The 14,332-nt window shown below is 67.0% G+C and carries 13 protein-coding genes; 7 read left to right on the top strand and 6 right to left on the bottom strand.

What is annotated here, in order from left to right; genetic code table 11:
* The first annotated feature begins 267 nt into the window (after window positions 1-267).
* The 5 genes from secY (at window position 268) to SPHN_RS05920 (ending at window position 6,378) form a co-directional block, all read left to right on the top strand.
* On the top strand, window positions 268-1,632 hold the full coding sequence (gene secY, locus SPHN_RS05940) for a preprotein translocase subunit SecY (RefSeq protein ID WP_055872627.1): 1,365 nt from the start codon (window positions 268-270) through the stop codon (window positions 1,630-1,632).
* Window positions 1,633-1,695: 63 nt separating this feature from the next.
* Entirely contained in the window at window positions 1,696-2,346 is a 651-nt protein-coding gene (locus SPHN_RS05935) for an adenylate kinase (protein WP_248521936.1), read from the top strand.
* A 551-nt stretch (window positions 2,347-2,897) separates the two neighbouring features.
* Window positions 2,898-3,590: a winged helix-turn-helix domain-containing protein gene (locus SPHN_RS05930; RefSeq protein WP_187504653.1), complete on the top strand. Its 693-nt coding sequence runs from the start codon at window positions 2,898-2,900 to the stop codon at window positions 3,588-3,590.
* 6 nt (window positions 3,591-3,596) lie between these two features.
* Window positions 3,597-4,946 carry a sensor histidine kinase gene (locus SPHN_RS05925; RefSeq protein ID WP_248521934.1) on the top strand — a complete coding sequence of 450 codons (1,350 nt, stop codon included), beginning with the start codon at window positions 3,597-3,599 and terminating at the stop codon, window positions 4,944-4,946.
* Between the two features lie 172 nt (window positions 4,947-5,118).
* Window positions 5,119-6,378, top strand: coding sequence for an MFS transporter (locus SPHN_RS05920; RefSeq protein ID WP_248521932.1), 1,260 nt, complete (start codon window positions 5,119-5,121; stop codon window positions 6,376-6,378).
* Between the two features lie 33 nt (window positions 6,379-6,411).
* On the opposite strand, the gene rsmD is transcribed toward SPHN_RS05920, so the two are convergent.
* Together rsmD and SPHN_RS05910 are read right to left on the bottom strand one after the other, a co-directional pair.
* Window positions 6,412-6,954, bottom strand: a complete 543-nt coding sequence (gene rsmD, locus SPHN_RS05915) for a 16S rRNA (guanine(966)-N(2))-methyltransferase RsmD (protein WP_248521930.1) — start codon at window positions 6,952-6,954, stop codon at window positions 6,412-6,414.
* Window positions 6,954-8,384 (bottom strand): pseudouridine synthase, encoded by a 1,431-nt coding sequence (locus SPHN_RS05910; RefSeq protein WP_432715063.1) that lies wholly within the window; start codon window positions 8,382-8,384, stop codon window positions 6,954-6,956. The genes rsmD and SPHN_RS05910 overlap by 1 nt, the downstream gene beginning before the upstream one ends.
* 272 nt (window positions 8,385-8,656) lie before the next feature.
* Here SPHN_RS05910 and SPHN_RS05905 point away from each other — a divergent pair, with 272 nt between their 5' ends.
* Together SPHN_RS05905 and SPHN_RS05900 are read left to right on the top strand one after the other, a co-directional pair.
* Window positions 8,657-9,088 carry a response regulator gene (locus tag SPHN_RS05905; protein ID WP_248521926.1) on the top strand — a complete coding sequence of 144 codons (432 nt, stop codon included), beginning with the start codon at window positions 8,657-8,659 and terminating at the stop codon, window positions 9,086-9,088.
* Between the two features lie 85 nt (window positions 9,089-9,173).
* The gene (locus SPHN_RS05900) at window positions 9,174-10,505 is read left to right on the top strand and encodes an AmpG family muropeptide MFS transporter (protein WP_248521924.1); all 1,332 of its coding nucleotides are present in this window, start codon (window positions 9,174-9,176) and stop codon (window positions 10,503-10,505) included.
* Between the two features lie 2 nt (window positions 10,506-10,507).
* On the opposite strand, the gene SPHN_RS05895 is transcribed toward SPHN_RS05900, so the two are convergent.
* The 4 genes from SPHN_RS05895 to trpA form a co-directional block, all read right to left on the bottom strand.
* On the bottom strand, window positions 10,508-10,984 hold the full coding sequence (locus SPHN_RS05895) for a DUF6628 family protein (RefSeq protein WP_248521922.1): 477 nt from the start codon (window positions 10,982-10,984) through the stop codon (window positions 10,508-10,510).
* 68 nt (window positions 10,985-11,052) lie between these two features.
* The gene (locus SPHN_RS05890; RefSeq protein WP_248521920.1) at window positions 11,053-12,372 is read right to left on the bottom strand and encodes a bifunctional folylpolyglutamate synthase/dihydrofolate synthase; all 1,320 of its coding nucleotides are present in this window, start codon (window positions 12,370-12,372) and stop codon (window positions 11,053-11,055) included.
* A 116-nt stretch (window positions 12,373-12,488) separates the two neighbouring features.
* Window positions 12,489-13,340, bottom strand: coding sequence for an acetyl-CoA carboxylase, carboxyltransferase subunit beta (gene accD, locus SPHN_RS05885; protein ID WP_056486848.1), 852 nt, complete (start codon window positions 13,338-13,340; stop codon window positions 12,489-12,491).
* On the bottom strand, window positions 13,337-14,149 hold the full coding sequence (gene trpA, locus SPHN_RS05880; RefSeq protein WP_248521918.1) for a tryptophan synthase subunit alpha: 813 nt from the start codon (window positions 14,147-14,149) through the stop codon (window positions 13,337-13,339). The genes accD and trpA overlap by 4 nt, the downstream gene beginning before the upstream one ends.
* Between the last annotated feature and the right edge of the window lie 183 nt (window positions 14,150-14,332).

Below are 14,332 nucleotides of genomic sequence, written 5' to 3'. Positions count from 1 at the left end.
CCCCCTTTTTATTTGCCTGACTTAGCGTCTTCTCGCCGCCGACTTCCTGTCGATCCCTATCAGGGACCTCTCTTCCTCCGTTCGCCCTGAGCGAAGTCGAAGGGTACGTCACTTTGGGCAATGTCCTTCGACTTCGCTCAGGACGAACGGGACAGGGGGCGGCCGGAATTCGTCTAGGCATTAGACAAGCGCGCTCCTGCGCCTATATGAGCGGCGGGGGCGGTCACAACGCATCCCGCCTTCTTTGTTTCCAGGACGATCACACGCATGGCATCCGCAGCCGACCAGATGGCGCAAAGCATCAGCCTTTCGAAATTCGCGAAGGCGACCGACCTCAAGAAGCGGTTGTGGTTCACGATCGGTGCGCTGATCATTTTCCGCCTGCTCAGCTATGTCCCGCTGCCGGGTGTCGACCCGACCGCGCTCGGCCTGCTCTCGCAGCAGACTCAGGGCGGCGTACTCGATTTCTTCAACACCTTCTCGGGTGGGTCGCTCAGCCGCATGTCGCTGATCGCGCTCGGCGTGATGCCCTACATCACCGCTTCGATCGTGGTGCAGCTCGCGACCTCGCTGTCGCCGACGCTCGCCGCCATCAAGAAGGACGGCGAATCGGGCCGCAAGCGCCTCAACCAGTACACGCGCTACGGCACCGTCGGCCTGACCGCGGTGCAGGGCTATTTCATCGCCGTCGGCCTGGAGACGCTCGGCGCTGCACAGGGCATCCAGGCGGTCATCGAGCCCGGCATGATGTTCCGCGTCGCCGCGGTCATCTCGCTGATCGGCGGTACGATGTTCCTGATGTGGCTCGGCGAGCAGATCACCAGCCGCGGCATCGGCAACGGTGTCTCGCTGATCATCATGGCCGGCATCGTCGCGCATCTGCCCGTCACGCTCGTCAATCTGCTCGAAGGCGGCCGCTCGGGCTCGCTCGACCCGATCAAGCTGATCGGCATCGTCGTCGCGGTGGTCGTGCTGATCCTCTTCATCTGCTTCATGGAGCGCGCCCAGCGCCGCATCCTGATCCAGTATCCCAAGCGCCAGACGCAGCGCGGCATGCAGGCCGATCGCAGCCATCTGCCGCTGAAGATCAACACCGCCGGCGTCATCCCGCCGATCTTCGCGTCGTCGCTGCTGCTGATGCCGCTGACGATCTCGCAGTTCGCCGGCCAGCGCGTCGCAGGCGAGTCGAAGTGGGGTGACTTCATCATCACGCTCAACCAGTACCTGCAGCACGGCTCGCCCGTGTACATGCTGCTGTACGGCGCCGGCATCATCTTCTTCTCGTTCTTCTACACCGCGGTCGTCTTCAACCCCGAGGAAACCGCCGACAACCTGAAGCGCAATGGCGGGTTCATCCCCGGCATCCGCCCGGGCAAGAACACCGAGAATTACTTCGATTACGTGCTGACGCGCATCACCGTGATCGGTGCGGCGTATCTGACGATCATCTGCCTGTTGCCCGAATATCTGGTGACCGCGCTGCAGATCCCGTTCTACCTTGGTGGCACCAGCCTGCTGATCGTCGTCAACGTGACGATGGACACGGTGACGCAGATCCAGTCGCACCTGCTGGCGCACCAGTATGGCGACCTGATCAAGAAGGCGAAGCTTAAGGGCAATCGACTTCGCTAAACTGCGGGCCTAACCAACGGCTTTGGCGTGTAATAATCTGCACGAACGAGGGGAGTGCGTTTCGTGAATATCATCCTTCTTGGACCGCCTGGCGCGGGCAAGGGCACCCAGGCCGCCACGCTCGTCAGCGAGCGCGGCATGGTGCAGCTTTCGACCGGCGACATGCTGCGCGCAGCGGTTGCCGCCGGAACGCCGGTCGGCCTTCAGGCGAAGTCGGTTATGGCGTCGGGCGGTCTGGTGTCCGACGAGATCGTGTCGGGTATCATCGGCGAGCGTCTCGACCAGCCGGACACGGCGAACGGCGTCATCTTCGACGGTTACCCGCGTACGGCGGCGCAGGCGGAGGCGCTCGACGGATTGCTGGCAGACCGTAGTCGGACGCTCGACTATGTCATTGAGTTGGGTGTCGACGAGGCCGCGCTGATCGACCGTGTCGTCGGCCGCTACACCTGCGCCAAGTGCGGTACGGGTTATCACGATCGCTACAAGAAGCCGGTCGTGGCCGGCGTCTGCGACGTCTGCGGTTCGACCGAGTTCAAGCGTCGTCCTGATGACAACGCTGAGACGGTCCACAACCGGATGGCCGAATACCGCGCGAAGACTGCCCCGATCCTGCCGATCTACGACGCTCGGGGCCTGGTGCACCGTGTCGACGGTATGGCCGACATCGCGCATGTTGGTTCGGCGATCGCTGCGATCCTCGACGGGAAGTAGGCGTAAATAATCGTAGGTAAGTATGTTCTCCCGCGAAGGCGGGAGCCCAGTCTGGGCCCCCGCCTTCGCGGGAGAACATGATGGGGATGGCGACCTCGCGCCTCTCTTTCCCCTACTCCGTCATCCCGGCGAACGGCGGGACCCACGGATACGGCGGACCATCCGTTAGCGTACAACCACTACCAACTCCCCGACCATGGGTCCCGGCGTTCGCCGGGATGACGGGGAGGGGGGTATGGACGTATTGTTGGTGGGCGTTGCTGGCGAGAACCATCAGCGCACGCCAATAGCGCATTCGCTTTCGTCATTGCCACACCAAAAAACACCCACCAACATGACGCAATTGTCATCCCTCGGTCATCGCCCTGACCCCCACCCGATCCTAGAACAAACCCGTGGCCAGCAAAGGCCGCACGCGTTTCCAGAGATCGGTGCCCGTCACTCCCGGGGGTACCGTGGGGGCCGGTGGGAAGACTTCTTTCCGCCGGCCTTTCCGTTTATAAGGGCCGGAGATAGTGACCGATTTCGGTGACAGGGAAGGTAAGACCGCGTTGAGCCGCAAGATTCTGATCGTCGAGGACGATGCCTCGACATCCGCCTATCTTGCCAAGGGCTTGGCCGAGGCCGGCCATGCCATCGAGGTCTGCGCCGATGGCCGTGACGGCCTGTTCCTCGCCAGCGAGGGCATCTTCGACCTCATCATCGCCGATCGCATGTTGCCCGGCCTTGACGGCCTGTCGATGGTCAGCGCGATTCGCGCGGCCGGCATTGCCACGCCTGTCCTGATCCTGTCCGCACTTGCCGCCGTCGACGACCGGGTCGATGGCTTGAAGGCTGGTGCTGACGACTATCTCTGCAAGCCGTTCTCGTTCGCTGAACTTTCCGCACGGATCGAGGCCATGCTCCGCCGCTCCGACCGTGCCGCCACCGAACCGCAAAAGACCAAGCTCTCCGTCGGCGATCTGGAAATCGACCTGCTCGCCCGCGCCGTCTCGCGTGCGGGCCGCTCGATCCCGCTCGGCGCGCGCGAGTTCAACCTGCTCGAATTCCTCGCCCGCCACGCCGGCCAGGTCGTGACGCGCACGATGATGCTCGAGAAGATCTGGAACTATCATTTCGATCCGGGCTCGAACGTCGTCGACGTACATATCGGTCGCCTCCGCCGCAAGCTCGAGGACGGCTTCCCCACGCCGATCCTGCACACGGTGCGCGGGGCAGGATACCGGCTCGCCGTTGAAGGCTGATCCGGGGTGGTGATCCGCCTTTCGGTAACCGCCCGGATCGCCTTGCTTTCGATTGCGCTGGCGCTGGTGTCCAACCTCGCGCTGGTCGGTTTCGTCTGGAAGACGACCAGCGCCGATGCGATCGACGCGATCCGGCGCGAAACCACCGAACAATCCGTAGCCTTGCGCGCGGTATGGCGCAGCGGCGGACTGATCGCGGTTCGGCAGGCGATCGACAGCGCGGTGGTTCCGGGTGACGTCTCGCTGGTGCTGGCCGTGATCGACCCAAAGGGCCGCGCGGTCGTCGGCATCTCCCCCGCGCGTCTCGCCGTCCCCCTCCGCGTCACGCAGTTTAGGATCGCGCGACTTGGCTCCGACGAACTCTGGTCCGCGCGAGAGACCGGCTATGCGCTCCACCCGCTCGGCGATTACTGGCTGCTCACCGGCCGCAACCTCGACCTGATCGCGGCCGAGGAGCGCGCGATCGAGCGGGCGCTTGCAGTGGCCGTCTTCCTGTCGTTGGCGCTCGGCGTGATCGGCGGCCTGGTCCTCACGCGCTATGTCAGTCGCCGGCTCGACGGTATCGCCAAGGCGATCGAGGCGGCAGGCGAGGGGGATCTCTCGCGGCGCGTGGATATGATCGCGGGCGGCGGAGACGCGTTCGATCGCCTCGCCGCGCGGCTCAACGTCATGCTGGGCAAGCTCGAAGGCGTGATGGCCGAACTGCGGATCGTCACCGACAGCCTCGCACATGATCTGCGCTCGCCGCTCGCCCGCCTGCGCACCAAGACCGAGCAGGCGGTGCTGATCGCCGATCCCGATGCGCGCGAGGCGGCGCTCGGCGGGCTGCTCGTCGAGACCGATCTCGTCATGCGGATGCTGACGATGGTGATCGAGATCAGCCGCTCGGGTTCGGTCTCGCGCGATCGTTTCATCGAGGTATCGCCCGCGAACCTCCTCGAAGAGATCGGCGAACTCTACGCGCCTGTCGCGGAGGATGCGGGGTTGGTCTTCACGATCGCGATCGACGATCGGCCGCCGCCGATGAAGCTGCACCGCGAACTGATCAGCCAGGCAATCACTAACCTGATCGACAACGCGCTCCGCCACGGCGCGGGTGGCGGCGAGGTCACGCTGCGGATCGTCCACCGCACCGACGGCGTGGCGATCCAGGTCGAGGACCGCGGCCCGGGCATCGCCGCCGCCGACCGAGCGCAGGCGTTGAAGCGCTTCGGGCGGTTGGACAGCGCGCGATCCACCCCCGGTGCGGGCCTCGGGATGGCGCTGATCGAAGCGGTCGCGCGGTTGCACGACGGTCATTTCGAACTCGCCGACAACGCCCCGGGCCTGATCGCGCGGATCGTCCTCCCCCTCTGATCCTCGCCCGCCAGGGGGAGGTGGCGCGAAGCGACGGAGGGGGAGGATACGGAGCAGGCGTTACCCTTTCCTCCCCCTCCGTCTGGCAAGCGCCAGCCACCTCCCCCTAGCGGGGGAGGATCTTGCGCGGCAATCGGTTGACCGGAATGGCGAGCGGGGCGATGCCATCGGGATGACGACCTTAGCCTCAAACCGCCGCATCCTCGCCGCCAGCCTGGTCGGCACCGCGGTCGAGTTCTACGATTTCTACATCTACGCCACCGCCGCCGCGCTCGTGTTCGGCCCCCTGTTTTTCTCGGGGCAGTCCGACTCGGCGCAGTTGCTGCTTAGCTACGCGACGTTCGGCCTCGCCTTCGTCGCGCGGCCGGTCGGGGCGATCGTGTTCGGGCATTTCGGTGACCGCGTCGGGCGCAAGTCCACGCTCGTCGCCTCGCTGTTGCTGATGGGCGGATCGACCGTCGGGATCGCGTTCCTGCCGACCTATGCGCAGGTCGGCTGGATCGCGCCCGCGCTGCTCTGCCTGATGCGGCTGGGGCAGGGGCTGGGCCTTGGCGGCGAATGGGGCGGGGCGGCGTTGCTCGCGGTGGAGAACGCGCCGCCGCACCGCAAGAACACCTGGGGCATGTTCCCACCGCTGGGGGCACCGGTCGGGTTCCTCGCCGCCAACGGGCTGTTCCTGCTGATCGGCCTGGTGCTCGACGAGGCCCAGTTTCTTGCTTGGGGCTGGCGGATTCCGTTCCTGCTGAGCGCGATCCTCGTCGGGCTCGGCCTGTGGGTGCGCCTGAAGCTGACCGAGACGCCCGCCTTCCTCGAAGCCGAGGCGACCGAGGCGCTTCCCAAGGTGCCGATCGCAACGCTGTTGACCCAGCACCTCCGCGCGACGCTCGCGGGCACGTTCGGTGTCATCGCGTGCTTCGCTTTGTTCTACCTCGCGACCGCCTTCGCGCTCGGCTACGGCACCAAGACACTCGGCTATTCGCGCGAGGCGTTCCTTGCAGTCGAGCTGGTAGCGATCTGGTTCCTAGCAGGCGGGGTCATCGTCGCGAGCGTATTGGCGGATCGGCATACGGCGGCGCGGATGCTGGCGATCGGGTTTGCCGGCTGCATCGGCGTCGGTGCGCTGATGGGGCCGATGCTGGGCTCGGGATCGCTGTTCACGGTGTGGCTGTGGCTGTCGGGCGCGCTATTCGTGATGGGGTTCGCCTACGGACCGCTCGGCGGATGGCTGCCGAGCCTGTTCCCCGCCGGAGTGCGCTACACCGGCGTGTCGATGACGTTCAATCTTGGCGGCGTGCTCGGCGGGGCGCTCGCGCCGATCGTGGCGGAGGCGCTCGCGCCGCGCGGGTTGTGGCTGGTTGGCGCGTATCTGATGGCCGCGGGCGTGCTGAGCCTTGGCGGGCTGCTGATCCTCGGCCGGACCCCGCGGAACTAATGTGTTCTCCCGCCTTCGCGGGAGAACATGCCCTTACGCTGACGCTGGCCGCAACAATGTCAGCCGCGCCTTGCCGTGCACGCGCGTGGCGTCGACCTCGAAGCCCGCCAGTTCGACAACCTCGGCCTTCGCCGTCTCCAGGCTGATCCACGTTGCCGGCCCGACCCAACCCAGCCGCGACAGCTTGTCGAGCGCAACTAACCCCGCACCGGTGGCGTACGGCGGATCCATCAGGATCACGTCGAGCGGCGACGGTGCGGGCCCGAGCGCCATCACCGACGTCGCGCGGACATCGCCGCGGATTTCCAGCTTGGCGAGGTTCGCCTTCAGCGCGTCGACCGCCAGCTTGTCCGATTCGACGAACATGCACGTCGCCGCGCCGCGCGAGAGTGCCTCGATCCCGAGCGCGCCCGAGCCTGCGAACAGATCGGCGACCGCCAACCCCTCGAAGCTGCCGACGCGGCTCGTCAGCATCGAGAACAACGTCTCGCGCATCCGGTCGGCGGTCGGGCGGGTGGTGTCACCCTTGGGTGCGGCGATCTGACGGCCGCGATACTGTCCTGCGATGATACGCATCAGCGCTTCCCTCCACGTGGTGTACGGGGCGGATGACCGCGCCCTCCCGACGGACCCTTGCCGGGCGCCGTAGGACGAGTCCCCCGCTCGGGCCGTGCCGGTGCATCGCGCACTGGCCGCGGCTCGGCACCCGGACGCCCGGACGCACTGCGCGCGGCACGTTTGTCGAGCGAGCTGCGGCCGCGCGAATCATCGGCCTGCGGACGGAAACCGCGCTGCGGCTCCTGACGCTGCGGCGTTTCCGCGCGACGTGGCGTCACAGTGCCCCCGGCGCCGACTCGCGACGGGGCTGCACGATCGCGTGGCGGCTTGGCGGCTCGGAAATGTTTGATCTTCGGGCTGGTGCTCAGCTCCTCGCCACGATCCGCCCGTTCCTGCCGTACATAGGGCTTGGACATTTCGCCACTCGTCGGCCGGGCGTGATGCGTCCCCGTCGGCCGAGCGGCATTGCGCGCATCAGGCCGTGCCCACGGATCGTTGACGTCGCCGCGCTGCATCGCCGCAGTCGGACGAATCCGCTCCGGACGCGCTGGCCGCGACGGACGGTCGGTCGGCACAGTGCCGCTGGAGAACCCCGAGCTTGCGGGCGCCGTGTACGGGCTCCGAACCGGCGTTCGTGCACCGCCAGCGGCAGGTCGAGCACCCGGCGCCGGGCGCGTTGCGGCAGGTCGCGGTGCATTGCTGCCCCGCTGGCTCGACCGCGCACCGATCCCGGCGCCCGCGCCGGCACTCGCGCTGATCCCGATGTTGGCGCGTGCGCCCGGACCCTCGGGCCGACCCTTCGCCAGCTCCTTCTGGAACGCGACGACGTCGTGCTGGAGGACCTCGCCGATCTGCCCCGGCGGCAGGTCGCCGAGCACGAACGGACCATAGCGTGTCCGGATCAGCCGCGAGACCTGCAGTCCGAGATGCTCCAGCACGCGGCGGACTTCGCGGTTCTTGCCTTCGGTCAGGATCATTTCGATCCACACGTTCGCGCCGGTCCGGCGCTCGATATTCGCGTTGATCGAGCCGTAGCGGACGCCCTCGATCTCGATCCCCTCGATCAGTTCCTCGAGCTGCGGCTGCGTGATGTTGCCGTAAGCGCGTGCGCGATAGGCGCGTTCGACGCCGGTCGCGGGCAGTTCGAGCTGGCGCTTGAGGCCACCATCGGTGGTCATCAGCAATAGCCCTTCGGTGTTGAGATCGAGCCGACCGACCGGCACCAGGCGTGGCAGGTGCTGCGGCAGGCGATCGTAGATCGTCGTGCGGCCGGCAGGATCGCGCTCGGTGACGAGCAGTCCGGTCGGCTTGTGATACAGGAACAGCCGCGCCGCGCTGGGCGCCTCGACCGGATCGCCATCGACCGTCACGCCGGCAAGATTGCGCAGGATCGTCGCCGGCGTGTCGAGCGTCGAGCCGTTGAGCGCGACGCGTCCCTCGGCGATCATCCGCTCGATATCGCGGCGCGAGGCGATCCCGGCGCGGGCGAGCAGCTTGGCGATACGGTCGCCCTTGATCGGTGCGGCAGGGGCTGTGGCAGGGGTTGCAGGCGCGTCGGGCGACGGGCTGGCAGTCGGGCTATCGTCTTTTGAAGTCGTCATGGCGCGGCTGATACTATGGATCGCCTCGAAGCGCGAAATATTTGCGACCGTTCGTGCTGCGGCGCGTTAAGGCACGCGAGCGTAACGACCTTTCGTTAGCGTCCGGGGGCCTTTCGGCAATGTTGTTCGGGAAGAAGAAGCGGCAGATCGTCCGGCTCCTCGTGGTCGAGGACGAGCCGTTGGTGGCGTTCGATACCGAGTATTTCCTGGCCGAGGCGGATTTCACGATCGTCGCGACGATCGACCGGGTCGCCGAGGCGCTGCTGATCCTGGAAAGCGACACCGTGGTCGATCTGGTCCTGGTCGACGTGAACCTCGCCGACGGATCGGGCATCGACGTCGCCCGTGCGGCGCAGGCTGGCGGCGTGCCGGTGATGTTCGTGACCGGAAGCTGCCCGGTCGAGGCAACCACGCTCGCCGCCGGTTGCATGGCCAAGCCCTACGCACCGCGCGATCTGATTGCTGCGATCGAGGCGATCGAGGCGATGATCGGCGGCAAAAAGCCGAAGCGCGTGCCGTCGGGGTTCACGCTGTTCGAAGCAAAGGCCTGACGTTTGCCGCCTTCCATCGCCTGACGGGTAGCGCATCGGCGATTTCCCGTTAGGGTCCGCGCAAGCGAGTGGGAGCGTAAGTGCGATGGGCGGAACCGAAGAAAAGCGCTGGAGCGACGGGTTTCGACCGTATGTCGAGAAGGCGCCGCTGGCCGCGCTCGCGCTCGGCATATCGTCAGGCTTCCCCTATGCGATGATTGGCGCGACGCTGACCACCCGGTTGGCGGCGAGCGGCATCGACAAGAAGACGGTGACGGCGTTCAGTCTTGCGTTTCTCGTCTATAATCTGAAATTCTTGTGGGCGTGGGTCGTCGATGGCGTCCGCCTCCCGGTGATCGGTCGGCTCGGCCAGCGTGTGTCCTGGCTGATCGTCACGGCCGCGCTGGTCGTTGCCGCGGTCGTCAATCTCGCGCTGATCGACCCGGCGGCGAGCATCGCCTCCACTGCAACCGCGGCGATCCTGGTCGGCGCGGCGGGCGCGACGTTCGACGTCGTGATCGACGCGTTCCGGATCGAGACGCTGGAGCCGCGCCAATTGGGCGTCGGATCGGGCATGAGCCAATATGGCTGGCGGATCGGCTCGGCAGGCTCGGGCGCGCTGGCGCTGGTGGTCGCCGAACGCGCTGGCTGGAACGCCGCCTATCTGGCGTGCGTCGTCTTTGCATTGCCCGCGGTGCTGGCGGGCTTGGCGCTGGGCGAGCCCGAACGCCGGCGTCCGCCGATCGAACGGCGTGGTCTCGCCGAGGGGTTTCGCGCGATCTGGGGGCCGTTCGTCCAGTTCTTCTCGCGCGAGGGGGCGTTCATCGTCCTCGCCTTCATCCTGATCTTCAAGGTCGGCGACACGCTTGCCAATTTGACGTTACGGCTGCTGTTCGACGACCTCGGCTTCACCGGCGACGAGATCGCGTTCTACGATGTCGGGATCGGCTTCATTGCGTATCTGGTCGGCATCTTTATCGGTGGCATCCTGTACGCGCGGATGGGGATGAAGCGATCGGTGCTGTTGTCGCTCGTGCTGATGGGCGTCTCCAACCTGTCGTTCGCGGCGCTGGCGGCGGCCGGGCACTCAAACTTCGGCATGGCGGCTGCGATCGGCTTCGAGAATGCCTCGAGCGGCTTTGGCGGCGTCGTCGTGATCGCCTATTTCTCCGCGCTGTGCGACCTGCGCTTCACCGCCGCGCAGTTCGCGCTGATCTCGGCAGCGGCAAGCATCGTCGGACGGATCGTCACCGGCACGACCGCCGGCGCGCTGATCGAGGCGTTCGGCTATGTCGATTTCTACCTGCTGACGACGGTGCTCGCGGTACCGGGGATCGTGTTGTTCTGGTGGATGAGCCGGTCGGGGATGATCGACCGCTCGATCGGCAGCGCCGGCGTCGAGGGAGAGGGCGACGCGCGGGCTGGCGAGTCCGTTTAACCTTACATCGTGACCGGTCGCCCCTCGTCGGCAAACGCGGCGGCGACGGCCGCGGCGCTGGCGAGGACGCCGTCGACGCGGCGGACGCCGAGGAGATCGGTCATCAGATAGCGGGCTGTCCCAGGCGCGATCTCGACCCGCGCGAGGATCGACAACATTGCCGACTCGGCCGGGGTCATCCGCGCACAGCAGCAGGGCGCGATCGCGATCGTTCCCGCCGAGGTGCCCGCGAGGTCCGCCATCAGCGCGCGCAACAGCACCAGCGGGCGACGGAAGCTCTGCCCGAAGGCGGTGAACATCGTGTGCGCGGCGCGTGCGTCGGCGAGCCCATGCGCGCCCATCCGACGCATTGCGAACAGGGCGATTCGTGCATTTTCACAAGGCGGTAGTGGATGCGGCAGCAACGCCGTCGCGCTGGCGAGCAGGGTGGTCGAGGCGGGCGTCGAACTGGGCGTCGAACTGGGGCGGGTATCGGTCATTCACGCGACTCCGTGGTTGAGTCCACAAACTCGCGCGTACGTTATTGATAGTCAATAGCAATAAGGACTCAGTCCGGCGGCTGGTCGTTCGCTGCGAGCACTTCACCGGCGAGGTAGAGCGAACCAGCGATCAGGACGAGGTTGGGCACGGCGCTCCGAGTCCCGATCAGGTCGAGCGCGTCGGCGGGAGTCGACGACGTTTCGGCGGTCTTCCCGAAGCTTCGTGCGAGCGCTTCTAGTGCCTCGGGCGCGTGATGCGCGTGCCCCGGCACCGGGATCGCGACGACATGCCCGACCGACGGCGACAGGATGCGGATCACCGCCTCGGCATCCTTGTTGGCGAGCATCCCGAGGATCAGCGTGACCGGTCGACCCTTTGCCAGCGTCCGCAGCGCCCGCGCGACCGGTTGCGCGGCGTTGGGATTATGCGCCCCGTCGAGCCATAGCTCGCTGCCCTGTGGCAGGCGCGCGAGCAGGGGGCCGTCGGACAGGCGCTGCATGCGTGCCGGCCAATGCGCCCAGTCGGCGGCGGCGCGCATCGCCGCTTCCGGAATGTGCACAACGCCTTGATGCCGCAGCATCGCGATCGCCAGCGCGAGATTGCGCGACTGGTGTGCGCCGACGAGGCGGGGGCGGTTGGTGACGACCGAGAAGCCGGTATCCTCGTAGCGGACGGTCGAGCGTGCGGTCTCGCTCGTCCAAGCGGTGCCGCGCGCGTGGACGGGGGCACCCGCGGCGGCGGCTACCGCGGCGATCTTTGCGCGGAGGGCTTTGGGATAGTCCATCGTGACGAGGGGTACGCCGGGCTTGGCGATGCCCGCCTTCTCGCCGGCGATCTCCAGCCGCGTGTCGCCGAGGAACGACTGGTGATCGATGCCGAGCGCGGCGATGCCGGTGACGACGGGATTGGGGATGACGTTGGTCGCATCGAGTCTGCCGCCGAGGCCGACCTCTACGATCGTCGCCGCCGCTGGCGTGCGGGCGAAGGCGAGGAAGGCGGCGGCGGTGGTGACTTCGAAGAAGCTGGCTTGCAGGTCGGCGGCTTGATCGAGGACTTCCGATAGCAAGGCCGCGAGAAGATCGTCGTCGATCAATTTGCCCGCGAGGCGGATGCGTTCGTTGAATCGGACGAGATGCGGGGAGGAATAGACGTGGACGCTATGCCCGGCGGCTTCGATCGCAGCGCGGAGGAAGGCGCAGGTCGAGCCTTTGCCGTTGGTGCCGGCGACGTGGAACACAGGGGGGAGGCTCAGGTGCGGGTCGCCGAGGCGGGCTAGCAGCGCGGTTATGCGCTCGAGGCCGAGGATGTCGGCGCCGGGGGACAGCGCGGTCAGTCGGTCGAGCTGGGCTTGCACGGCTGGGGAGGAGGAAACGGCGTGGTCAGGCATTCTTCTAACTCCCTCTCCCCTCTGGGGAGAGGGCTGGGGTGAGGGGCTGTTGCGGGCGCTGCACTGCTGGGCCGCCCCTCACCCCGACCCTCTCCCCGGAGGGGAGAGGGAGTATGTTACGCAGCTTCGCGCGCGCTGAGATACCCGATGACCGTGCCGAGCTGCTCGCGCAGGTCCTTCCGGTGGACGACCATGTCGATCATCCCGTGTTCGAGATAATATTCCGACGTCTGGAAATCCTCGGGCAGCTTTTCGCGGATCGTGCTCTCGATCACGCGGCGGCCGGTGAAGGCGAGCGTCGCCTTGGGCTCGGCGATCTGCACGTCGCCGAGCATCGCATACGCCGCCATCACACCGCCCGAGGTCGGGTCGGTCAGCACGACGATGTACGGCAGGCCGGCGTCATGCAGCATCTGGATCGCGACCGTGCTGCGCGGCATCTGCATCAGGCTGAGGATGCCCTCCTGCATGCGCGCGCCGCCGCTCGCGGTGAAGATCACGTACGGAACCCGGTCCTCGATCGCCGCCTCGACGCCGCGGACAAACGCTTCGCCGACCGCGAGGCCCATCGAGCCGCCCATGAAGCCGAAGTCCTGCACGCCGACCACGACCCGGTGGCCGTCGATCGCCCCGCGTGCGTTGATCAGCGCATCCTGCTCGCTATTGTCGGTCCGTGCGGCCTTGAGGCGATCGGTGTACCGCTTCTGGTCGCGGAACTTGAGCGGATCCTCGGGGACTTTCGGGGCCGGCAGCTCGCTGCAGCTACCTTCGTCGAACAGCTGCGCGAAGCGGATCTTCGGCCCGATGCGGTCGTGGTGATCGCATTTCGGGCAGACGTACAGATTGTCCTCGAGCTCCTTGGTGAAAACCATCTGCCCGCAGCCCTTGCACTTGTGCCAGAGATTCTCGGGCGTCTCGCGCTTCGCGACGAAGGGCAGGACGTTGCGGACGCTGTTGAGCCAGCTCATGCGGGAACCTTTCGGGCCGAAGCGACGGCGTCGGCGAGAGACTTGATATAGGCGCGGACCGGCTCGGCCGCAGCCGTGCCGTGTTGCGCGACCAGTTCGACGATCGCCGAGCCGACCACGACTCCGTCGGCGACGCGCGCGACGTTGGCCGCCTGCTCGGGCGTACGGATGCCGAAGCCGACCGCGATCGGGATGTCGGTCTGGGATTTCAGGCGGGCGACGGCGTCCTCGATCGAGGATTGCTGTGCCTGCTGGAGCCCGGTGATGCCGGCGACCGAGACGTAATACAGGAACCCGCTCGCGCCATCGAGCACGGTCGGCAGGCGGGCGGCATCGGTGGTGGGGGTGGCGAGGCGGATCAGGTCGATTCCGGCGGCGCGCAACTGCGGGCCGAGCGCATCGTCTTCTTCGGGCGGTACGTCGACGCAGATCACGCCGTCGACGCCAGCGTTGGCAGCGGCCTGCGCGAACCAGTCCGCGCCGCGCCGGAGCATCGGGTTGCCGTAGCCCATCAGGACGAGCGGCACGTCCGGGTGGCGCGCGCGGAACGCGGTGGCAGTGGCGAGGATGTCCGCGGTGCGGGTGCCTTGCGCGAGGCTGCGGATGTTCGCGGCCTGGATCGCGGGGCCGTCGGCCATCGGGTCTGTGAACGGCATGCCGAGCTCGATCGCATCCGCGCCGCCGGCGACGAGTGCGTCGAGGATCGGGCCGGTGGCCTCGGTGGTGGGATCACCCGCGGTGACGAACGCGACAAGCGCGGCACGGCCTTCCGATGCCGTTCGGGCGAAGGTGGTGGCGAGGCGGCTCACTTGCCCCCCTCACAAGCAATGCTCGTCGCTCGATGCATATCCCGAGCCACGCCAAAACCCGTCACCCCAGCGAAAGCTGGGGTATCCCGGTTGGCGATCACGGCACCCGCCCCATTGATACCCCAGCTTTCGCTGGGGTGACGGATAAAGGCTGCGGGGAGCGTCGACCGAAGTGTGGCGAGG

It is taken from the genome of Sphingomonas faeni (assembly GCF_023195535.1).
GTDB classification, from domain to species: domain Bacteria; phylum Pseudomonadota; class Alphaproteobacteria; order Sphingomonadales; family Sphingomonadaceae; genus Sphingomonas; species Sphingomonas faeni_B.
Note: the sequence above shows the minus strand (reverse complement) of the source record. Positions and strands in the feature narration are given on the sequence as shown.